This is a genomic window from Rhodanobacter sp. MP7CTX1 (genome assembly GCF_014205795.1).
Taxonomy (GTDB): domain Bacteria; phylum Pseudomonadota; class Gammaproteobacteria; order Xanthomonadales; family Rhodanobacteraceae; genus Rhodanobacter.
Map to the genome: position 1 here is coordinate 62,172 of NZ_JACHCN010000013.1, position 23,202 is coordinate 85,373.

A 23,202-nucleotide genomic window follows, 5' to 3' on the forward strand; every position below is an offset into this window, starting at 1 on the left:
TGCGACTGCGTACGGGCTTGATATGCTGGCCAATGCCCTGATCTGAACCGGCATCTGCCGAGCTGGAGTTACCCGTGACTGATGCCACCGCCACCGCCCATGTCTTCGACGTGGATCAGCAACGTTTCGAAACTGACGTGTTGCAGGCCTCTCTGACCACACCCGTGCTAGTCGATTTCTGGGCGACCTGGTGCGAGCCCTGCAAGACGCTGGGGCCGATGTTGGAAAAGCTGGCCGCCGAATACAACGGCGCGTTCCGGCTCGGCAAGGTCGACGTCGACAAACAACAGGAACTGGCCGGCATGTTCGGCATCCGCAGCATCCCGACTGTGATGCTGGTGAAAGATGGCCAGGTACTCGATGGTTTCTCCGGTGCGCTACCGGAAGGCCAGCTGCGCGAATTCCTGTCGCGCCATGTGCAACCGCTGGAAGCGCTGCCCGAAGATGAAGCCGTCGACGAAGCCCCGCTGGAAACGCCCGAAGAGGCGGTCAACCGGCTGCAACAGGCGATCGCCGCCGAGCCGGCCAAGACCGAGCTGAAACTCGAACTGGCGCTGGCGTTGATGCGCGCTGGTCAGACCAGCGCCGCCGAAGCGGAGTTGACAACCCTTCCGGCCAACCTCGCTACCGATGCGCGCGCATTGCGTCTGCGCAGCGAACTGGATCTGGCACATGCGCTGAAAGACGCACCCACGCTGGCTGTGTTGCAGCAAAAGGTGCAGGCCGACGGCAACGACTGGGCAGCCCGCGATCAGCTTGGCGTTCGGCTGCTGCTGGAAAGCGACCCGGCCGCGGGACTCGAACAGTTCCTGGCAATCCTGCAAAACGCCCGCGACTGGAATGACGGTCAGGCCAAGAAGCGCCTGCTCGCCGCGTTCGCCACCATCGACGATGCCGAGCTGGTCGGTCGTTACCGCCGCAGGATGGCCTCGCTGCTGTTCTGAACCCCACCGCGCCACACCCTGTGGGAGCGACTTCAGTCGCGATGCTTTTCTGCCCGCTCAAGAGCATCGCGACTGAAGTCGCTCCCACAAGAAACGGATTCCGAACCTCATGCGCGCCTCTACCTTTCGCCGTCTGCTGAACCTGTGGCCGCCGTTCCTGTGCAACAGCATTCGCGTGCAATCGCTCAGTGCCGACTGGAGCGAGGCACACGTGGTACTGCGACTGCGTCCATGGAACCGCAACTATGTACGCAGCCAGTTCGGCGGCAACCTGTTCGCGATGACCGACCCGTTCTGGATGTTGCTGGTGATGCACCAGCTGGGCAACGATTACTTTGTATGGGACAAGGCCGGCGCGATCGATTTCGTCGCACCGGGCCGCGAGGACGTCTACGCCCACTTCAAGCTCGAAGACAGTGTCGTCGACGAACTACGTGCGGCGGCCGCCGGCGGTGAGAAGGTGCTGCGCTGGTTCGAGACGGAAGTGAAAACTGGATCCGGTGAAGTGATCGCCCGCGTGCGCAAACAGATCTACGTGCGGTTGAAGCCGAAGGCGCGTTGATCGGTCCGGCAACGTCGCGCAGGCTTCGCATGCTCACTCTTTCGTAAAGCGGGTGATTTCATCGAGATGAGTTTGTGCGCGTCGAATGCTGAAGCCGGCGAAGCTGTCTTCGAGATACTTCGCAAGCCTGCTGCGACGCGGATGCCTCGACCAGCGAATCAACCCGAAAGCCAGCCCCAGGCAAGCGAAGCCGCTGGCGATCAGCGTATAGACGACCAGTGGCGCCGCTGCCCATACATCTGCTCCGAGCCAGTAGAAGAACAGCAACAACAGCGGCACCCAGAACAAGCACCAGACCACGCCAAACCACAGACTGCAGCGAATGCACCATGTGCGCAGTTCGCCCAGCTGCTGCTGGATGATCAGCACGGGCGCGGCGTAGTCGACACGGTTGATCAGAGTCAGCGTGCGCGCGGCAAACAGGATCGACATCAAGCCGTACCCATGCACCAACAGGCCATAAATCAGCAGGTGCACGGTATCCCGGTGCTGGACCCAGAACGGCACGGCCAACAGCATCAGCATCGCGCCCACAAGTAACTGCACGCCCTGCCCGAGTTTCAGCGGACGCAGTCCACGACGCGTCTTGTCCAGCTTGCCGTCCTTGAACAGTTGCAGGTTCAGCACCTGCTGCTGTTCCAACCGGCGATCGAGTGATTGCCAGGCCTGCTTGAAGTCATCCAGTTCCATGGTCATGCCCTCACGATGGTGGTCGCGCCGGTCATCTGCCCGCGCAGCTTCTGCTTGATGCGATTGATCTTGGTCGCCACGTTGGTTTCGCTGATGCCGAGCACCTCGGCGATCTCGCCGTAGCTGCGGTCTTCCAGGTACAACAGGATCAACGCGCGGTTGAGCGAGTCGAGCTGGCCGATGAATGCGTACAGCGCCTGCAACCGTTCGTCTTGTTCCCGGATGGGTTCACCGCCGCCGACCGTTTCCAGATGATGCAGCTCCAGCGGTTCGAACCGGCCGGCTTCGGACCAGCGTTCACGCCGCGCCTGCGAGATCGCCACGTTCAGTGCGATGCGATACATCCAGGTGGAGAACTTCGCCCGCGCTTCGTCATAGCCGGCAAACGAGCGCCACAGCTGTGTGCTGATTTCCTGCATCAGGTCGTCGCGATCGGCGGTACTGCGGCTGTACAGCGCAGCCACCTTGAAGACGATCCTGCGATGTTCATGCAGGAGGGACTCGAAGCGTTGCTGAAGTTGTCGGGCTGTCATGGCCGTCTGCGTTCTCCGCCCTGTACCTGATGATTCGCATCACCGCGAAAAAAATCACAGTGGCCTACGGTGAATCGCAACACCCGACCATCGGTAGCTGCAGGATCCGAGCGACGGGTCGCCGTCGTCCTCTAGAATGACTGACTCCCACCCCCGACTGAACTCCAGCCATGCCACCGCTGCGCCTCAAACGCTACCTCCTCACCGGACTGCTCACCTTCATTCCGCTGTGGGTGACCTGGACCGTGTTCAAGCTCGTGCTGGGCATGCTGGCCGGCATCGGAGCCCCACTGGTCAACGCGCTGCTTGGGGCGCTGGCACTGGTGGCACCGCGTGCGGCAGCCACGCTCAACACTGAGTGGCTGACCTTCATCATCGCCTTGTTGATCACACTTGGGGCGCTGTATCTGCTTGGCTGGGTAGCCAACCGGGTGATCGGCCAGCGCTTCATCAATGGTTTTGACGCGTTGCTGGCGCGCATCCCGGTGGTGCAGACGATCTACGGCGGCACCAAGAAGTTGATGGCCGTGCTGCAGAACAAGCCGTCCGGCGTGCAGCGGGTGGTGCTGGTGGAGTTTCCCCGTCGCGGCATGCGCGTGGTCGGTTTCGTTACGCGGGTGATGCTTGAGGAAGGCACCGGCCGCGAGATGGCCGCGGTCTTTATTCCCACCACGCCCAATCCCACCGGCGGCTATCTGGAAGTCGTACCTCTGGACGAACTCACGCCGACCGACTGGACGATGGACCAGGCGATGGCGTTCATTATCTCCGGCGGCGCGGTGGCACCCGACGTGCTGCCCGCCTCGCCCTCGCCACGCCTGCCCACCGACAACCCGTAGGAGCGCACCCTGTGCGCGAAAGCTCTGCCGAGATGCCGGCAAGAGCCATCGCGCACAGGGTGCGCTCCTACCTTTAATCAAGGCTTGCCATGATCAGATTGCTGCTTACCGCCCTGCTGGGTGTCGCCACGATGAGCGCGCACGCAACCACGTCAAGCGCTACCGACTGGGTCACTCCGGCCGAATCCACGCAGTTCCGCACCACGCCCAGCTACGCCGATACGCTGGCCTATCTTGAGCGTCTGCAGCAGGCGGCACCGGATGTCATTCACCTGGCAACCTTTGGCACCACGCCCGAGGGGCGACCGATGACCGTGGTGATCGCCAGTGGCGATGGCACGTTCGACCCCGCCGCCGCGCGAGCTGCCGGCAAACCGGTGGTGCTGGTGCAGGCCGGCATCCATCCCGGTGAGATCGAGGGCAAGGACGCCGGACTGATGTTGTTGCGCGATATCGCCATCACCCAAAAATATCCGCACGTGCTCGATCATCTGGTGCTGGTCTACATCCCGGTCTACAGCGTGGACGGCCACGAGAACTCGTCGCCCTACCATCGCATCAACCAGAACGGCCCTGAGAGCATGGGCTTTCGCGGCCAGTCGCAGTACCTCAATCTCAACCGCGACTACGTCAAGGCCGATGCGCCGGAGACGCTCGCCTGGTTGAAGTTGTGGCAGCGCTGGCAGCCGGATTTCCTGATCGACGTGCACACCACCGACGGCGCCGACTACCAGTACGACCTGACCTGGTACACCGAGGACCCGCACAAGCTCGACCCCGCCGTCAGCGCGTGGCAGCACGATGCGATCGTCAACCATGCGATGCCCGCGTATGAAAAGCGTGGGCACCTGGGTTCGATCTATCTGGAGTTCAAGGACGGTCGCGATCCGCGCCAGGGCATCGAGAACTTCGGCTCCGGTCAGCGTTTTTCTACTGGCTACGCGGCACTGCAGAACCGCCCCGCGCTGTTGATCGAAACGCATATGCTGAAGTCGTACGCGAATCGCGTGCATGCGGTGTACGACCTGGTCGAGCTGATGCTGCAGCAGATCAACCAGCACCCGGCTGCGTTGCTCGCCGCCGACGCAAAGGCTGACGCCGACACCATCGCACGCGCCCATGATGCACACGCGCTGGTGCCACTGACCTTCAAACCGGATCCGCAATCGACAAAGTTCGAGCTGAAGGGCTACACGTTCACGCTTACCCACAGCGACATTTCCAACAGCAACTGGATCCAGTACGACCCGCGCCAGCCAAAGACTTACACCATCGACAACTGGAATGGGCTGCTGCCGGATCTGTCGATCAGCCCGCCGGCAGCCTACGCGGTGCCCGCGCAGTGGACGGCGATCATCGACAAGCTCGACGCGCACGGCATTCACTACCAGCGTCTCGAGCATCCCTTGAAGATCCAGGCCGAGGGCTACCAGCTTGATCATCCGCAGTGGGGCAGCCAGCCGTTCGAACGTCATCTGATGCTGCGCACGTTCACCCTGAAAGATGTGCCGTCGCATAAGGTGGAACTACCGGTCGGCTCGGTGATCGTGCCGCTCGATCAGCCTGCCGCCAATGTGGCGATCAACCTGCTCGAGCCACAGGCGCCCGACTCGTTGCTGCGCTGGGGCTTTCTCAATGCGATGTTCGAGACCAAGGAATACGCCGAGCCGCGGGTACTGGAAAAGCTGGCGCGCGACATGCTGGCTCGGGATCCCGCACTCAAGACCGAGTTTGAGCAAAAGCTTCACGACGACCCGACCTTCGCCGCCGATCCCGGCGCACGTCTGGAGTTCTTCTTCGAGCGTTCGCCCTGGCATACCGCGCAGAAGATCGGCGCTTACCCTGTCCTGCGGCTGGACGCCGTGCAGCTGCAGAACTTTTCCACGAATCCGGGGCGGCCGGCGAAACCGTGAACCCCTGACCTTTGACACTGTCTGACCCGTGACGTTTGACCTAGCGTGAAAAGGCATGGCCGCGTTTTGGGGGGTGTCTGACAACCCGCGGCCTGGTGAAAAACAACCACTGCATCGCCCAAAGGGCGAAACCACTTACAGAGGGATATCCATGACCAAGCAGTATCTGAAGCCCCTGGCACTGGCGGTAAGCCTGGCCCTGTCGCTGACCGCCTGCGGCAAGAGCGAGCAAGCCGCTGCTCCAGCCCCCGCTCCGGCAACCACTGCGCCGGCGCCGAGCGCGAGCACCGCCCCAGCCGCAGCCAGCACGACCGCCGCTGCAGACAGCACGGGCAAGAGCGTGTTCGACATCAGCGAACTCGGTGCGAGCACCCAGGCCTGCCAGGACTTCAACGGCTTCGTCAACGCCAAGTGGGTCGCTGCCAACCCGATTCCCGCTGACCAGAGCAGCTGGGGTGCGTTCAACATCCTCAATGAAAGCAGCCTGAAAACCCAGCACGACATCGTCGAGGCTGCCAGCAAGAACGCCGACGGCGCCAAGGCCGGCTCGATCGATCAGAAGATCGGCTGGCTGTACCGCTCAGGCATGGACGAAGCCACCATCGAGAAGAACGGGTTTGAGCCACTGAAGCCCCAGCTCGATGCCATTGCCGGCTTGAAGACCGGCGCCGACATCGCCGATTTCATCACCAAGCGTTTTGCCGAAGGCAACCCGCAGGTGTTCAATTTCGGCTCTGGCGCCGACTTCCAGCACGCCGATATGCAGATCGCCTTCGCCAACGAGGGTGGTTTGGGCCTGCCGACCAAGGACTACTACACCAAGCCGGACTACAAGAAGATTCGCGACGCCTATGTCGCCTACATCGCCAAGGCACTTGAGCTGACCGGTGTCGCCGACGCCGACGCCAAAAAGCAGGCCGATGATGTTCTGAAGTTCGAGACCCAGCTCGCCGCCGCGTCGCTGACGCCAGTCGAGGAACGCGATACGAAGAATGAGTACCACTTCGTCAGCGTCAAGGACGCCGACAAGGTCACCCCGCATTTCAACTGGGAAAAATTCTTCGACGCCCAGGGCGTGAAAATCGACAAGGGCTTCTCGCTGTCGCAGCCGAAGTTCTTCGCCCAGTTCGACAAGATGCTGACCAGCACGCCGGCCAGCCAATGGCAGGCGTATCTGCGCTTCCACGCGATCGACGACGCCTCGCCGTACCTGAGCAATAATTTCCAGGACAATAAATTCGCGTTCTACGGCACCACCCTGGCCGGTCAGCCGCAACAGCGTCCACGCTGGAAGCGTGTGCTGAGTAGCGTCAACGGCGGCATGGGCGAAGCGCTGGGCCAGCTGTACGTCGCCAAGGTATTCACGCCCGAAGCGAAGCAGCGCGCCGAGGAACTGGTCACCAACGTGCGCGATGCACTGAAGGCACGCATCGAGAACCTCGACTGGATGAGCGCCGACACCAAGGCCAAGGCCATCGACAAGTGGAACAAGTTCCTGCCGAAGATCGGTTATCCCGATAAGTGGCGTGACTGGTCCGGCCTCGACATCAAGCCGGACAACTACTACGCGAACATCGAGGCGGCTGACAAATTCAACTACCAGTACGACATCGCCAAGATTGGCAAGCCCACCGATCGCAAGGAATGGGGTATGACCCCGCAGACGGTCAACGCCTATTACGATCCGACCACCAACACGATCAACTTCCCGGCAGCGATCCTGCAGCCGCCGTTCTTCGATGCCAAGGCTGACGACGCGATCAACTACGGCGGCATCGGCGCGGTGATTGGTCACGAGTCGAGCCACGGCTTCGACGACCAGGGCAGCCAGTTTGACGGCGAAGGCAATCAGAAAAACTGGTGGACCAAAGACGACAAGGCCCAATTCGATGCCCGTACCGACAAGCTCGTACAGCAGTTCAATGCTTACGCGCCGCTCCAGGACAAGCCGGACCTGCACGTCAACGGCAAGCTGACCCTGGGCGAGAACATCGCCGACCTGGGCGGCCTGAATGTTGCCTATGACGCGCTGCAAGCCACGCTGAAGCAGCATCCGGAAGAGGCCACCAAGCAAATCGACGGCTACACGCCGGACCAGCGCTTCTTCCTGAACTGGGCAAGGGTGTGGCGCGGCAGCATGCGCGAACAGCGTGAGGAGGTCTTGATCAACTCCAATGAGCACGCTCCGGAATCCATCCGCGCGTTCGCAGCGCCATCCAACATGCCTGCCTTCGCGACGGCGTTCCAGTGCAAGCCGACCGACCCGATGGTGCGTTCCGCCGACAAGCAGGTGAAGATCTGGTAAGTCGCTTCCGCTGACAGTCGCGCCAAGAGCGCGGCACAGAAGCCAGAGCCCCGCATGCAAATGCGGGGCTTTTTGTTTCTCCCCTAGACAAGCCATGTCGGCGTTCACGCGGGGACAGTGGCGGAGCACGCATCGGTTTGGAGGCACCGTGGGCAGCGGATGCCTCACGCAAAAATTGCGGTCGGCCAGTCCATCAAATGCGGCCAATCCAGCGGGTCAATCCTGGGGCAACGCAAGGGCCAGTTGGCGCCTAAGCAACTTCACAGATTCCTAACTACGTGTGATAATAGTAACGATTCGCATTTGCAATGAATGCCAGCAGCGGCCAGCGGCATTGCGACGAAGTGCGCCAACCCACTGTTTCCAAAAAAAATTCATACAAGGCCGCCCCTTTCATGCCCCGCTATTTTCGCGCCAATCCGCTGCATGCTGCCCTGATGGTTGCCTTTGCGATTCCATTGACCGCGCTGGCCCAGACCACCCCCTCCTCCGCCGACGCCGCGTCGACCGTCGACACCACCGCCTCATCGACAACGACTCCGTCCCCAAAGACGAAGACACTGGACACGGTCAAGGTCACCGGCAGCGTGATCGGCAATCACTACGATGTCGACAGCTCCAGCATTGGCGCCAAGGTGCCGGCGGCGCTGCGCGACATTCCGCAATCGGTGGTCGTGGTGAACCGTGACCTGCTGGATGCCCAAGGCGCGACGTCCTTCCAGGATGCGCTGCGCAACGTACCGGGTATCACCATCGGCGGTGCCGAAGGTGGCCAGATCGGCAATAACATCAACCTGCGCGGGTTCACTGCACGTACCGACATCTATATGGATGGCTTTCGCGACCCGGGCCAGTACTACCGCGACATATTCGACCTGTCGGCGATCGAAGTGCTCAAGGGACCGTCGTCGATGATGTTTGGCCGCGGCTCCACCGGCGGCGTGATCAACCAGGTCAGCAAGGTGCCCGAGCTCAAGGCGTTTGGCACCGTCTCCGCCACCGTCGGGACCGATGATCGCTACCGCACCACCGCCGACGTCAACCAGCCGCTGTCGGATACCGCCGCGATGCGTGTGAATGTATTCGGGCAGGACCTGCATTCCACCCGCGACGTGGCGTCGAACCAGGACTACGGCATCGCCCCGTCACTGCGGCTGGGCATCGGTACACCGACGCAGATCACGCTGTCGGCCTTGCTGCAACGCAATGACGACAAGCCCGACTACGGCCTGCCGCCGATCAACGGCCGGCCGGCGGACGTGAGCCACAGCAACTGGTACGGGCTCACCGATGACCACACCGACCAGACCGTCAACAGCTTCAACGCGCGCCTGGAACACACCTTCAACCCCGACGTCACCTTGCGCACCCAGCTGCAATACAGCCAGTACACAACCAATGCGCGCGAGACGGCAGCGAACAGCGTGGTGACGGCGGCTGGCGTAACGTTGAACAAGACAGCCGGCAACCCCACCAACTTGCCGCTGCAGGATCTGTATGTGCAGCTCGCCAGCCATGATCGCCTGATCCACGACGATATCCTGGACAGCCAGACCGACCTGGTCACGAAGTTCGATACCGGCAGTTTCCAGCACACCCTGATCACCGGCATTGAACTGGCTCACGAGACCTATAACAACCAGGGCTATACCCGCAACGGATTGCCGCTGCTGTCCCTGCTCGACCCGGTCGAAGAGGCGACGCCCGCCAACGTGACCACGACTGTCGGCAACCATGCACAGTCCAGCGCCGACACGGCATCCATCTATGCCAATGACACGATGCGGATCAACGATCAGTGGATTGCCGTGGGCGGCCTGCGGCGGGATCGTTTCAGCGCGGATATCACCAACACCGTATCCCTGCCCGGCTATGCGGCACAGACGGTGTATTTCACCAGCGTGCGCGGCGGCCTGATCTACCAGCCGAGTGAGGCGCAGTCCTATTACGTGTCCTACGGCACCTCGTTCGATCCTTCGCTGGAAGCGCTGACGCTGACCAGCGGCACCCAGAATCTGGCGCCGGAAAAGAACTACTCCTACGAAATCGGCGGCAAATGGAATCTGCTCGACGATACACTGCAGATCACCTCGGCCCTGTTCAACCTGGAACAGACCAACGCACGTACCCAGACCTCCAGTGGCGAGTATGTGCTGGACGGCAACATCCGCGTTCGCGGCGCGGAGTTGGGCGTCGGTGGGCATATCACCGAGCACTGGCAGGTGTTCTCCGGCTATACCTTCATGAATGCCAGGATCGTCAAAGCGCTGGATGGCACGCAGGGCAACGTGCCGGCGAACACGCCGCGCAACACCGCCACCGTCTGGAGTACGTACACCTTTGCCGGTCATTGGGAAGCAGGTGGCGGTGCCAGCTACATGTCGCAGCGCTACGCCGCGAATACCGATGTGGTCAGCGTCGGCGGCTACACCCGCTGGGATGCCACGCTGGCTTACCATCAGCCTCTTTACGATGTGCGCCTGAACGTGATCAACCTCACCAACAAGCAGTACTTCGACGCGCTGATCCCGTCGGATGGCGGCCGCTCGGTCCCCGCGATCGGCCGTACGGCGATGGTGACCTACACTTACAAGTTCTGACGGAGAACGCCGATCATGCTGGTGCACGTGCCCGCCCTGCTGAGCGGCGAACAACTGAAGTTTTTCCGTGCCAGGCTTGATGCCGATGACGCGCCCTGGACGGACGGGCGCGTCACCGCCGGACACCAGGGCATGCATGTGAAGCAGAACCAGCAGATCGCCGAAGGTTCGGCGCTGGCGCTCGAACTGGGCGACCGTGTGCTCGCCGCACTTGAGCGGCACCCGCTGTTCATCAGCGCGACGTTGCCGAACCGGGTGTACCCGCCGATGTTCAACCGCTATCAGGGCGGCATGCATTTCGGCAGCCATGTCGACGGTTCGGTGCGACTGGTGCCGGGCAGCGGCGCGAAGTTCCGCACCGATGTCTCCGCCACCCTGTTCCTCGCGCCGCCAGAAAGCTACGACGGCGGCGAGCTGCTGATCGAGGACACCTACGGCGCGCAATCGGTAAAGCTGGCCGCAGGCGACATGGTGGTCTATCCGGCCAGCAGCCTGCATCGCGTGACGCCGGTTACCCGCGGCGCCCGCCTGGCCTGTTTCTTCTGGGTGCAAAGCATGGTACGCGACGATGCTCGGCGCGCACTGCTGTTCGACCTGGACAATGCCATCCAGCGGCTCACCGCCACCAGTGCCGACGAGTCGGCGCGTGTCCATCTCACCGGCTGTTATCACAATCTGCTGCGGATGTGGGCCGAGACCTGAGCCACCTGTCTGCGTCCCCGGACAAATACGGCGAATGCGACGCGCATGACGAACTCCGCGTCAACCGGCACAACCGTCAGTTCAGGTGCATGCGATGATTGGCGAGCTGCCGACGACAGTCAGCATGTCGATCACGAAATGTCGATCACGCAGTCGGCCTTGGCAATTGCAGGAGTACCACAAAATGGTCGTCATGTGGTCCAGCCTGTACTTTCGCCAGCGGCCCATACCAGAAGGCCACGCGTTGTCGCACGCTGTCCAGCCCATGGCCGTTACCGGCCTCGGACAATGTGGCTGGCAACGGATTGATGATCTCGACACGCACTCCCTTGCCATCGCGCTGTCCGCGCAAGATTATCTCACCGCCTTCGCGCAATGGCTGGATGCCATGGCGCACCGCGTTTTCCACTAGCGGCTGCAGCAACAGTCGCGGCAGCGGAAAGTCGGCAGGAAGATCATGCAATTCGCGTCGCACGTGCAGGCGCGCGCCCAGGCGCAGCTGCTCGATCGCGAGATAGCGCTCGATCAGTGCCAGCTCTTCGCCGAGCGTGCCATCACCGGTATCGTGGTGCCCCAGTGCAGCGCGAAAAAGTTCGGACAGGTCCTCCACTGTACGCTCGGCAGCGGCTGGGTCGACCCGGATCAGCGCGGCCACCGTGTTCATGCTGTTGAACAGGAAATGCGGTCGGATGCGCGCCTGCAATGCCTCGACCTGCGCCCGCGTGACGGCCGCCAGCCGCAGCTGCCATTGGGCCAGTACGTAGAAGTAACGCAGCATCGCAGCGCCAAGTAGGCCCGCGATCGCCACGTTGTCGCGGACGAAGGTACCGAGGTCAGTGTGGACTAACTGTAGTTGCAGTGCGTCGTCAAATTCATGTGCCACCATGCTGGCACCGGCAACAATCGGCATGATCACCAGCCACGCTGCTACATAAGGCATTTGTCTGGGCAATCGCTGCAGCAGCGAACGCGACATGCATAGCGCCAGCCCGATCACCAGGGCCAGCCATGTCACGAACAGGATGCTGATGCTGTAGCTGCTCCAATCTCGTCGGTTATCCGATGCCAACCACACCGTAGTCGCGGTAAGCGTTGCAATCACGAGCAGCGCGAACATCATGGGAAAACTGCAGAAATACGGCAAAGGACCGTGTTCGGAAGGACGGCGCGGGCCGCTGACAGGGCGAGAGTCTTGCATGCGCGCAAGTATGCCGTATTTGCAGGCATGGCCCGGAGCAAGCCGCCACGACAGTGCATTCAGTATGCTCGCTTCCTCGTCAACGACGGAGGTCACGTTATATGTTGTATGTGTTTTGAATCAAAAATGCTCTGGAAAAATGCCTGCGCATATCTCCCCTCACGGCTATCGCAAGAACGTGCGACATTTTGTTGACCTGCATTGCGCTTTTGCGACGAGCGGCTATTTTCTCCCGACAAGCGGTAGTTCAAATCGGATTGCCTGCATGTGAGAATGAATCAGCGACCCAGCATGCGTGCGGGTTGAAGGGGCAGTAGGGGTTCATCGGAAAGCATCCGATGAAAAATCACTGAAGTATCGACGCCATACGGGGCAATCCATGAACACGATGCATATGCATCGCAAACCGGTCGGCGGCTTTACGCTGATCGAATTGATGATCGTGGTCGCGATCGTCGCGATCCTCCTCGCCATTGCCGTCCCCAGTTACTTGGACTACATCACTCGCGGCAAGCTCACCGAGGCACAAAACAACCTCGCGGCCTATCGGGTGAGCATGGAGCAGTACTATCAGGACAACCGCAATTACGGCGGTGCTGCATGCGGTGCGCCGGTACCAGCGGGCAGCACCCTCCAATATTTCACGATTACATGTGCACCTGCTGGTGGCGGTTCGACAGCCCAGGCGTATCTGGCAACGGCTACCGGAGATGCCGGCACGTCCGTGTCAGGTTTCACGTTCACTGTCGACAACAACAATATCCAGAAGACCACGACTGAGCCGGCAGGCTGGGGTACCGGCACGATCAATTGCTGGGTGATGCGCAAGGGCGGAAGCTGCCAATGAGGCCGGTGCCACCACGCGGCTTCAGCCTGATAGAGCTGATGACGACCCTTACGGTGCTCGCGATCCTGATCCTGATCGGCATTCCCTCCTATGAGCAGTGGATGCTGAATACACGTATCCGCACCGCCACGGAATCCATCCAGAACGGTCTGCGGCTGGCGCGTAGCGAAGCGTCGCAGCGGGCGACCTTTGTCAGGTTTCAATCGACCTCGGCTACCGATGCCACTTGGACGGTCTGCCAGCTCCCGGCCACGGCGGCCAGTGCGGCCGCGGTTACCAGTTGCACCGGCCAGACAACGATCCAGCAGGTACTCGCTGATAATACGAATGGCGTACAGATAGGCGCCACAACGGTCGTAGCTGATATCGCCGCCGGCACTGGCATTTATGGCACTCCCATTACTGGCGGCGTGCCGGCCGGCATTACCTACACCGCGCTGGGTCGCCCTTCCGATTACGGCAACACTTCCATTGTCCGTATCGATATAAGCGCGGCGCAAGCGGGCAGTCGGCGCCTGGTCACCACGATTTCGGCCGGCGGCATGGTGAACATGTGCGACCCGGCCATTCCCTTCAACGCCACCAGCAGTACGCAGGGGTGCCCGTGAAAGCCGCGCGCATTGTCAAGCTTGGCCACGCTCCACAACAACTGTATTTCCAACAGGGCTTCATCTTGCTGGATGCACTGATCGCCGTGGTGATCTTCTCGATCGGCATCCTTGGTCTGGTGGCCCTGCAAAGCTCGGCAATCAAACTCGCCGGCGATGCGAAATACCGCACCGATGCGGCCATGCTGGCGGATCAGGTCATCGCCGAGATGTGGGCAAACAATGCCGTCAGCCGAGCCGCTTTTGTCACCCAATATTCCGGTGGCACTGGCACGAATGGCGCGGCCTATACAACTTGGGCCAATACCGTCGACTGCACGTCCAAAACCGCTGCCACAGGATGCCTTCCTGGAGTAACAGCCAACCCTCCCGTCATCACGGTAACTCCCATCGCCAGCGATACCAACGATTCGCTGGTTAAGGTCACCGTCAAATGGCAGGCCCCGAACGATACCGGTCCCCACAGCTATGTCTCCATTACACAAATCGGTATCTGAGCCCCTTCGCGATCGCCGACGCGGTGCCGCTGCCCGCAGCTCGCGCTGCGCGCTTCCAGCAGGCAGCGGAGGATTCTCGCTGATCGAGCTGATGGTGGGCATTCTGGTCAGCCTCATCGGCACGCTGGCCATCATGTCGGCTTTCTCGGTATACGAGGGCAAGAAGCGCACCACGACCAGCGGCGACGATGCGCAGCAGAACGGCAGTTACGCGCTGTATGAGCTGGAACGCCAGGTCCGTTCCGCCGGCTCGAGCATTGCGCAAGGCAAGAGTTACAGCGTCTGGGGCTGTCCGATCACGGCGCTCAAGGCTGCCGCCATGCCTGCGCCGTTCAACAACGCGGCCCTCGGCCTGCCAGCCATCACGCCGACCGTGCCGGTACTGATTGCCGCGGGCGGCGCCAGCCCGGACGTAATCAGCGTGATCGGTGGCAATTCTTCGCAACAGGTGTTCAAGATCGGCGTGACCTCGGCCACCGCTGGGAACCCGGTGGTGGTGGGCAACTCGTTCGGCATTCTGCCGAACGATTATCTGCTGGGCACTCTTGCCAACGGTACCTGCCAGCTCGGCCTGGCCACCGCGGTGAACACGGCGAGCAACAGCATCACCGTGGCAGCACCCACCCCCAGGGTCCCCGGCCTGGTCAACTCGGTCAACCTGTTCGATCTGGGTCCCGGGCCTGTGTTCACCCTGTTCGGCGTTGATTCAACCAGCAATTCGCTGGTGTCGTTCGATCAATTGCAGCGGACCGCCAACGGCGCCGCAGGCACCCTGCCGATCGCCGATGGCGTCGTACAGATGAAAGCCTTGTATGGCATCCACGATGGCACTGGACCTGCCGGTGAATCCGTCTACGCGATCGACAAGTGGGTGCAACCGGTGGGTGCCACCTGGGGCATCGGCGCACTCACGGCGAGCACTGTCACGGCAGCTGCGGCAGCGACCCAAATCGTCGCCATTCGCGTGGCTGTCGTGGCGCAAAGCCGCTTGCCGGAACGCACAAGTGACTACTTAGGGGGGAATACGACGCTGACCCTGTTTCCCGATCTCCCGGCAGCAGAGCAGTACAGCGTCGCCACGCAAACGCAATACCGCTACAAGGTCTACGACACCACCATTCCGATTCGCAACTCGATGATCGTCCAATATTACTGAGCAACCGACATGAGCATGAAAAGCCTGGGCATCGGAAATCGGGGCAATCTGCGCCGCCAGAAGGGCATGGTGTCGGTCCTGATCGCGATCATCGTGCTGGTAGTGTCGTTGCTGGCCGCGGTGGCATTGATGCGCTCCGTGGATACCAGCAACACAATCGCCGGCAGCCTGTCCTTCCGACAGGGCGTCGTGCAGGAGGCCGAGCGCGCCTACAGTGCCGCCAAGGACAGCGCCACCCTGTACCCCGAGCCATCCAGCGACGGCAATCAGCCCACCCTCGGCTACTACGCTACACCGCAGGCGGCAACTGTCCGCCCCGACAAGGACATACCCGACATCCTTGTCAATGCGACATGCCCGTCAACTGCCGTCGTTTGCCTGCCGGGATTGAACACCAACAATACAGTGCTCTATGTAGTCGAGCGACTCTGCCCGGCAATCGGTCCTGCCAATCCCGGCACCTGCGTCGTGCCAGGCGCATCGATCCAGGGCGGCTCCGTTTCCAACCAGACCAAGGACAATGGCCCGCCCTTTTCATCGGGCGCCTATGCGGCGTTCCGATTGAGCGTAAAGGTGATAGGTCCGAGGGGAGCCATCGGGTACGTGCAGACCGTCATGCGCTGAAGACCGCCGCAACCAGAAGCGCACAGGAACACTCGCCGGCACACGACATATTCGCGCTCACGGCTCAGGGGTAATTCATGCAACCGAACCAACGATCTCCTTTCAACCGCTGGCATGAACCGGGTGTTCATGCCACCAGTTTCATCACTCGCAAGTCGGAAACGGCCATGTCCAAGTCATCTCGTTCACTCCGCTCCACGAGTCTCGGTTGCATGCTGCTGACCTGCATGTTGACCTTGATGGGTGGCGGTAACGCAAAGGCGCAGACGGTATTGTCGGATAACCCGTTGTACAGCGCCTCAAACGTGCCGGCGAACCTGATGCTGTCGCTGTCGGTGGAATTTCCCACAGGTGTCGTTGCCGCCTATTCGGGAGCCACATGGGCTACGGGGACTTATTTGGGTTATTTCGACAACGCCAAATGCTACACCTACGACAACACCAATAATTACTTCTACCCCGTCAAGGTGGCCTCTGACTGCACCGGGTACTGGAGTGGCAATATGCTCAATTGGGCGAGCATGACGGCGCTCGACGAATTTCGGCAAGCACTCACCGGCGGCTATCGCGTTACCGATACAACGTCCTTGACTGTACTGGAGCGCGCACGCCAAGTCACACCTTCAACCAACCCGAATTACACCTTCCCGGTTAAAGCGATTTCCACCACCAGCACAATCAGTAAGCTGGTTGGAGAAGCCCCTTTCAGCACAGCAAGCAACCTGTACATACAGTCTCACACTGGTGGTACCGGCGGAAACGAGATCACGAACGGCACGGATAATGGTATTTTCATTGAGGTTGCTGACAATTCCACCTTTATCAACAGCGGCACCAACCATGACAAGAAGTATTATGTACGCGTCAAAGTCTGCTTAGCCGGCCTGCTCGAGAGCAATTGCAATTCAGCGCACAATGCCACCGACTATCCAGGTGCTGGCCAATATGCCAAACCCGAAGGGCTGATCCAGCAAAATTACACCAAAATCCGCGTCGGCGCTGCCGCCTATGCGTTCGCAAATGGAAGCAGCCAGCCAAATGGCGCCGTGCGCGCGCTGTTGCGCGATAACGGCCCGACGACATACAACGGCTACGGCACTCGCACAACCAATCCGTACACCGAATGGGACCCAACCACCGGCATCTTCATTGCAAATCCGGATCCGGCCACCGATACCACCGGCACCGCACCCGGCGGCGGTAACGCGACCCAGAGCGGTGCCATCAACTATTTGAATCAGTTCGGCTATGCCAATGGTTACGAAATCTACGACAATGTCGCCGATCTTTACTGGGCAACGCTTGCTTATTTCATGAAGGTCCCTGTCGCCGCGAGCTACACCAGCGGCCTGACATCCAGCAACAGCCTCGACACCAATTTTCCAGTCCTTACTGGCACCAATCTCAATGATCCGATCAGTTATTCCTGCCAGTCCAACGCGATTGTCATGATCGGCGATGCGCATACCAATTACGACACAGCAGTACCTGGCGGCACCGTCGTCACAACTGGCAGTCAAGCTGGCTTGCCCCAAATCCCTGCAAACGGGACGGTTCCTGCGGTTAATGCAGCCACGTACACGACGACGTTGGGAAATTACCCCCTGATCGAGGGCACTACGCCGGCTACGGAAAGCATGGCCACATATGCGGGAGCAGCCGGCTCTGCTCTGGGCAATAAAGCTTGGTCAGGGGGAACTAGCGCAACCTACTACATTGCCGGTCTAGCCTACTATGCGCATACCAACGATATCCGCAACGACGTTGCCCTGACTCCAACGCAGGGCAAGCAAACCGTCACCACCTACGCGGTCGATGTACTGGAACCCACTACGTATGACGGCGACGCAGCCGACGCCTTTTTTGGCGCCGGTGCCGTCAGCAACGGCACTACAAATCAGTCAAAGATGGGTCCCGATATCTATTGGCTGGCGGCCAAATATGGCGGCTTCAACGATGTCAACAATAATGGGACTCCCGCCAGCGAGCTGACCTGGCATACCAACTCAAGCACCGGAACCGGTCTGATACCAGACAACTATTTCCCCGGCAACCAGCCAAACCTGATCCAGTCCGGACTGAAGCAGATCTTCAACAACGTGGCCTCGACCGCCTCGCAAAACGCGTCGGCACCGAGTGTGTCGCCGACCCGTGCACTCAGCAACGTCACCGCCAATGCCGCCCCCTACTATTCACCGGTCGCCGGTTTTCCGATCTATACCACTTCGTACGCGCCAGTCACCTGGACGGGCGATGTGGAAGGCTATGTGGGGGCGGATACTGCGGGTGCCGCTGTCACGCCCGTCACTGGCAGCACTCCGTGGCATGCGCAGTTCCAGCTGGATAACCTGACCCAGTACGTGTCCGGAGTAAACGTGGGCTGGAATACTGTCGGTCGCCGCATCATCACCTGGGATGGTTCGAAAGGCGTGCCGTTCCGTTACGGCAATCTGTCCGCCGCCGAAGTGACTGCGATGAACAGCGTGACTACCGGTGGTGGCGCCGGGGCGAGCCTGGTCAGCTATCTGCGGGGCGACAAGAGCAACGAAGGGAGCGTTTACCGCACGCGCACCCATATCCTTGGCGATATCGTGAATTCCACGCCGGTACTGGTACAGGGCGCCACTTCACCGTCGTACACCGAAACCGCGAATCCCGGATATTCCCTTTTCTCCACGACGACTGTGGCGAACCGCCAGCCAGTGGTCTATGTGGGCGCGAATGACGGCATGCTGCATGCGTTTGAGGCCGACTTCCAGACGGCCCCTCCCGTCTCAGGTGGCGGCAGCGAACTGTTTGCCTATGTGCCGAGCCTGCTCTTCAACGGCCCCACAAATACGCCCCTGGTGAACGGTCTACCCGCGCTGGCCAACCTCAATGGCGTTTCCACGAACAACTACGCACACCACTTCTACGTGGACCGCACGCCACAGGTTTCCGATGTCGACTTCACCTATACCAGCAATGGCACGGTGACACCCACGACCACAGCCGGCACGTCCAGCTGGCACACGATGCTGGTGGGTGGACTCGGCAAGGGCGGCATGGGCATCTACGCACTTGATGTCACCAAGGTTCCGGCCGCAGTCGATACCACCACCAACAGCACGACCGTTGAGACATCGCAAGCCGCGAATGTGAAGTGGGAGTACACCGATTCCGACATGGGTTACAGCTATGGCGCCCCACTGATCGTGAAGACCCGCAAGTACGGCTGGGTCGTTGTGATGACCTCCGGCTACGACAATACCGGCAGCGGCCAGGACGGCCATGGGGTGCTGTATGTCCTGAGCATCCAGACCGGTGCGCTCCTGCAGAAGATCGACACGGGAGTAGGCACCACGGCAAGTCCCGCCGGCCTCACCCAGGCCACTGCCTATACACAGAACGTTGCCGACGGCACTATCGATCAGGTCTATGCTGGTGACCTGCTGGGCAACGTATGGCGTTTCGACCTGTCCGAAGGCGCCGTGAATGCCACTGGCAACCCAACGGGTCCCTATCCGACACCGACACTGCTGGCCACGCTTACCGATTCGTCGGGCAAGGTCCAACCCATAACTACCGCGCCACGTGTGGAGGAAAGTGTCGACTCCACCGGTCTGGGCACGCTGCGCTGGGTCTTCGTAGGCACGGGCCAGTTCCTCGATATCAGTGACCTGACCACCACGCAGCAGCAGACCATGTATGCCTTGCGCGATGGCACTGGCGCAGTGCCATCGACTACCGGACTGCCGCTGAAGCGGAGCACGTTGACAGCCAATACCAACTTGCTGACTGGCCTGAATCTGAGCGATTCGTCCACCGGCTGGTACTACGACCTGACGGGGACGGCTGGAACCAACGGTGGCACCGAACGAATCGTGATCAACCCCGACGCTGCAGCAGGTGTCTCCCTCATCGCATGGACAACATTGACGCCATCTAGCGATCCGTGTTCGCTCCTGGGCAACGTCTATGCCACCAACTTCAGTGGCCAGTCACAGCTCCTGAATGGTTCGAATACCGTGATGACCTCCATTACTACCACTTCGGCAACAACCGGAATCCAGATCGTTCAGTTGCCTAACGGCGTCTATGCCCTGCTGTATGGCCAGACCGGCGGCGCGCCCCAGACGGCAACCATCCAACAGCCTGGTGGTGGCAACGCGCTACAGCGTACAAACTGGCGCGAGATACTCAACTGAGTTTTCCGTGTCCCATTAACTGGCTGCCCGGGCGAGCGCATCGCCCGGGCAGCATCGGTAAGCTGGATAGCATTTTCCCTAGGCAGCAACAGCCACTCGGCGGATAATCGACGGCCCTCGACGCTACACGGCTGTGCAATGTTCGTACCTGGTCAACGCTGGATCTCCTCTGCTGAACCCGAGCTCGGTCTCGGCACGGTGCTACGCGTCGAAGGACGTGGTGTGCAGGTGCTGTTCGCCAAGGCCGGGGTGCTGCGGCCTTACGCGGTGGATTCGGCGCCGCTGCTGCGCGCCGAGTTTCGCGCCGGCCAGCGGGTCGCCGGCAAGGGCATCGCGTTCCTCGTCGAGCGGGTCGAGATACGCAATGAACTGCTGATCTATCGCGGTGAAGGCCGTGAACTGGAAGAAGGTCAGCTCGACGACGAACAGAGCGTGAGCCAGGCCGACGATCGTCTGATTGGCGGGCGCACCGACCCCGTCGCACAATTCGAGTTGCGGCTGGAAGGCCTTACGCGCCGCGCCGAAGCACGCCGCTCTCCGGTATGGGGACTCGGTGCGGCACGCATCGGCCTGGTGCCGCATCAGTTGCGCGTCGCCGGCATCGCCGCCGCGCGTCGACCGCCACGCGTGCTGCTGGCTGATGAAGTGGGCCTGGGCAAGACCATCGAAGCGGGCATGATCATCGCCCGCCAGCTCGCCACAGGCCGCGCCTCGCGCGTGCTGGTGCTGCTGCCGGACACCCTGGTCTATCAGTGGTTTGTCGAACTGCTGCGCCGTTTCAATCTCAGCTTTGCGATCTATGACGAGGAGCGCTGCGAGGCGCTGCAACCGTCCGCTGAAGATGAGGATGCAGGCAATGTCAGCAACCCGTTCGAGGACGAGCAACTGGTGATCGCCGATTTCAGCTTTCTCGAAAACTCGCCGAAATACGCCGCGCAATTGCTCGCTGCGCCGTGGGATCTGCTGGTGGTCGACGAGGCGCACCATCTGGCGTGGTCGCCGGAAACGGCCAGTCCCCGCTACACCATGGTGGAGCAACTGGCAGCCTCGACCCCCGGCGTGATCCTGCTTACGGCTACGCCGGAGCAGCTTGGTCGCAGCGGTCACTTCGCCCGCCTGCGTCTGCTCGACCCGCAGCGCTACAGCGATCTGGACGGCTATCTGGCGGAAGCCGATACCTTTCAGGAACTATCGAAAATCGCCGACCGGCTGCTCGACGGCGAAGCGCTGAATGATGCGCAGCGCCACATGCTGGCTGAAGCGTTTCAGGGCGACGAAACGCTCACCGCACAACTGGCGGAATCGACGAACGCGGTCAACGCGCGCGAACTGCTCGCCGCACTGATCGATCGCCACGGTACCGGCCGCGCCATGTTCCGCAATCGTCGCGCCGGTATCGGCGGGTTTCCCAAACGCTTGCCGCAATGGCATGTCCTCGCTGCCGAATCACTCGCAGAGAGCACCCGCCAATCGTTGCTGGCCGAATTCCACGCCGATATCCAGCAACCGCCGGCCCTGATCGAGGTCGACTACAGCAGCGATCCGCGCATCGACACCCTGATCACCCTGCTCGAACAGCACCCACAGGATAAATTCCTGTTGATCTGCCGCAGCCAGGCCAAGGTACTCGCGTTGGAGGAAGCGCTGCGCACGAAGAGCGGTGTTGGCGTGGCGCGTTTCCATGAAGGCCTTGGCATCGTGCAGCGCGATCGCAATGCGGCGTACTTCGCCCAGCCCGATGGCGCACGATTGTTGCTGTGCTCGGAGATCGGCTCGGAGGGACGCAACTTCCAATTTGCCCATCGGCTGATCCTGTGGGATCTGCCGCTCGATCCGGACCTGCTCGAACAGCGTATCGGTCGATTGGATCGCATCGGCCAGAAGCACGACATCAGCATTCATATCCTCGTCGTCGCCGACAGCGCGCAACATGTGCTGGCACGCTGGTACGACGAAGGCGTCGATGCGTTCCGTGTGAGCCCGGCCGACGGCCGGGAGCTGCTGCGCCGCTATGGCGAGCCGCTGGCCCGACTCGCCGACGAGCATGCCCGCGGCGACGACAATCGCGACCAGGAGCTGGACGCGCTACTCACCGATACCCGCGCCAGCCACCAGGAGATGGCGGAGCTCATTCGCGGTGGTCGCGATCATCTACTGGAGTTGGCTGCCAGCCGTGACTTGCACGCCGATGAGCTGCAGCAGGCGTTTGCCCGCGAGGATCACGACCCGGGTCGTGACGCGTTTACCCAGCGCCTGCTGGAGGCGTTCGGCATCCATGCCGAAGAGCTTGGCGGCCAGGTGCTGCTGCTCGATCCGCAATACCTGGCCACCGATGCCTTGCCGGGCTTCGCCGAAGGCCCGCAATCGGTGACGTTTGCCCGCGCCGTGGCGCTGGCGCGCGAAGAGTTGCCGCTGCTGCGACTTGATCATCCGCTGGTCGCCGGCGCGGTGGATCTGGCCTTGTCGGGCGAACAGGGCAACGCCGCGTTCATGGTCGAAGACGAACTGCCGGTGCGCACTGCGCTGCTGCAGGCGGTCTATGTGCTCGAATGCGTGGCCGATCGCCGGCTGGATGCCGAGCGCTTCCTGCCAGCGCTGCCGATTGTCGTCACCATCGATACCAAACTGACCGAACGCGTTGACTTCCGACCGAGCGACGGATCGCTGCGCCGTGCTGCCAGCCGTACCATCGAAGTAGCGCGCTATCGCAAATTTCTCGGCAAGCTGGTGCCACCCATGCTGGAGCGCGCGGAAACGCTCGCCGAGGCGCGTGGACAAGCAACCATCAACGATGCACTGGCCCTGGCCACCAGCACGCTGGACGGCGAACTGTCCCGCCTGCTGGCGTTGCGCGCGGTGAATCCGTCGATCAGCGAGGCGGAAATCGCCGCCATCGTCAGCGAACGAACCGAACTGCTGGCCGCACTGCCGCAATCACGCCTGAGACTGGACGCGGTGCGCTTCGTGGTCAGCCCGGATTTCCTCGTGCTGCGCTGA

17 protein-coding genes are annotated in these 23,202 nt (G+C 61.3%); 14 read left to right on the forward strand and 3 right to left on the reverse strand.

The genetic code is table 11. From position 1 onward, the window contains the following. The first annotated feature begins 74 nt into the window (after positions 1-74). On the forward strand, positions 75-944 hold the full coding sequence (trxA, locus tag HDE77_RS15290; RefSeq protein WP_184418653.1) for a thioredoxin: 870 nt from the start codon (positions 75-77) through the stop codon (positions 942-944). A 109-nt stretch (positions 945-1,053) separates the two neighbouring features. After that, a complete protein-coding gene (locus tag HDE77_RS15295) occupies positions 1,054-1,506 on the forward strand; it encodes a DUF4442 domain-containing protein (protein ID WP_184418655.1) in 453 nt (150 codons plus the stop codon). 33 nt (positions 1,507-1,539) lie between these two features. Here the strand turns inward: HDE77_RS15295 and HDE77_RS15300 are convergent, their stop codons facing one another. Next, positions 1,540-2,202: a hypothetical protein gene (locus HDE77_RS15300; protein ID WP_184418657.1), complete on the reverse strand. Its 663-nt coding sequence runs from the start codon at positions 2,200-2,202 to the stop codon at positions 1,540-1,542. Further along, the gene (locus HDE77_RS15305) at positions 2,199-2,729 is read right to left on the reverse strand and encodes a sigma-70 family RNA polymerase sigma factor (protein WP_184418659.1); all 531 of its coding nucleotides are present in this window, start codon (positions 2,727-2,729) and stop codon (positions 2,199-2,201) included. The genes HDE77_RS15300 and HDE77_RS15305 overlap by 4 nt, the downstream gene beginning before the upstream one ends. Positions 2,730-2,899: 170 nt before the next feature. Here HDE77_RS15305 and HDE77_RS15310 point away from each other — a divergent pair, with 170 nt between their 5' ends. The 5 genes from HDE77_RS15310 (at position 2,900) to HDE77_RS15330 (ending at position 11,088) form a co-directional block, all read left to right on the forward strand. Continuing rightward, positions 2,900-3,568 (forward strand): DUF502 domain-containing protein, encoded by a 669-nt coding sequence (locus HDE77_RS15310; protein WP_184418661.1) that lies wholly within the window; start codon positions 2,900-2,902, stop codon positions 3,566-3,568. 89 nt (positions 3,569-3,657) lie between these two features. Continuing rightward, on the forward strand, positions 3,658-5,481 hold the full coding sequence (locus tag HDE77_RS15315; protein ID WP_184418663.1) for a M14 family metallopeptidase: 1,824 nt from the start codon (positions 3,658-3,660) through the stop codon (positions 5,479-5,481). A gap of 151 nt (positions 5,482-5,632) precedes the next feature. Next, positions 5,633-7,786, forward strand: a complete 2,154-nt coding sequence (locus HDE77_RS15320; protein ID WP_184418665.1) for a M13 family metallopeptidase — start codon at positions 5,633-5,635, stop codon at positions 7,784-7,786. Between the two features lie 395 nt (positions 7,787-8,181). Further along, on the forward strand, positions 8,182-10,386 hold the full coding sequence (locus HDE77_RS15325) for a TonB-dependent siderophore receptor (protein WP_184418667.1): 2,205 nt from the start codon (positions 8,182-8,184) through the stop codon (positions 10,384-10,386). A 15-nt stretch (positions 10,387-10,401) separates the two neighbouring features. Beyond that, a complete protein-coding gene (locus HDE77_RS15330; RefSeq protein WP_184418669.1) occupies positions 10,402-11,088 on the forward strand; it encodes a Fe2+-dependent dioxygenase in 687 nt (228 codons plus the stop codon). A 145-nt stretch (positions 11,089-11,233) separates the two neighbouring features. Here HDE77_RS15330 and HDE77_RS15335 read toward each other — a convergent pair whose 3' ends face one another. Continuing rightward, entirely contained in the window at positions 11,234-12,208 is a 975-nt protein-coding gene (locus tag HDE77_RS15335; protein ID WP_255482758.1) for a histidine kinase, read from the reverse strand. 457 nt (positions 12,209-12,665) lie between these two features. On the opposite strand from HDE77_RS15335, the gene HDE77_RS15340 reads away from it, so the two are divergent. The 7 genes from HDE77_RS15340 (at position 12,666) to rapA (ending at position 23,202) form a co-directional block, all read left to right on the forward strand. Continuing rightward, positions 12,666-13,133 (forward strand): type IV pilin protein, encoded by a 468-nt coding sequence (locus HDE77_RS15340; RefSeq protein ID WP_304625340.1) that lies wholly within the window; start codon positions 12,666-12,668, stop codon positions 13,131-13,133. Then, on the forward strand, positions 13,130-13,741 hold the full coding sequence (locus HDE77_RS15345) for a prepilin-type N-terminal cleavage/methylation domain-containing protein (protein ID WP_184418671.1): 612 nt from the start codon (positions 13,130-13,132) through the stop codon (positions 13,739-13,741). Before HDE77_RS15340 ends, HDE77_RS15345 begins: the two co-directional genes overlap by 4 nt. After that, complete coding sequence (gene pilV, locus HDE77_RS15350; protein WP_184418673.1) at positions 13,738-14,238, forward strand: type IV pilus modification protein PilV; 501 nt, start codon at positions 13,738-13,740, stop codon at positions 14,236-14,238. The genes HDE77_RS15345 and pilV overlap by 4 nt, the downstream gene beginning before the upstream one ends. 91 nt (positions 14,239-14,329) lie before the next feature. Beyond that, the gene (locus tag HDE77_RS15355) at positions 14,330-15,394 is read left to right on the forward strand and encodes a PilW family protein (RefSeq protein WP_184418675.1); all 1,065 of its coding nucleotides are present in this window, start codon (positions 14,330-14,332) and stop codon (positions 15,392-15,394) included. Positions 15,395-15,403: 9 nt separating this feature from the next. Then, a complete protein-coding gene (locus HDE77_RS15360) occupies positions 15,404-16,018 on the forward strand; it encodes a hypothetical protein (RefSeq protein WP_184418677.1) in 615 nt (204 codons plus the stop codon). A 167-nt stretch (positions 16,019-16,185) separates the two neighbouring features. After that, positions 16,186-20,205, forward strand: a complete 4,020-nt coding sequence (locus HDE77_RS15365) for a PilC/PilY family type IV pilus protein (RefSeq protein WP_184418679.1) — start codon at positions 16,186-16,188, stop codon at positions 20,203-20,205. A gap of 138 nt (positions 20,206-20,343) precedes the next feature. Continuing rightward, on the forward strand, positions 20,344-23,202 hold the full coding sequence (rapA, locus tag HDE77_RS15370; protein ID WP_184418681.1) for an RNA polymerase-associated protein RapA: 2,859 nt from the start codon (positions 20,344-20,346) through the stop codon (positions 23,200-23,202).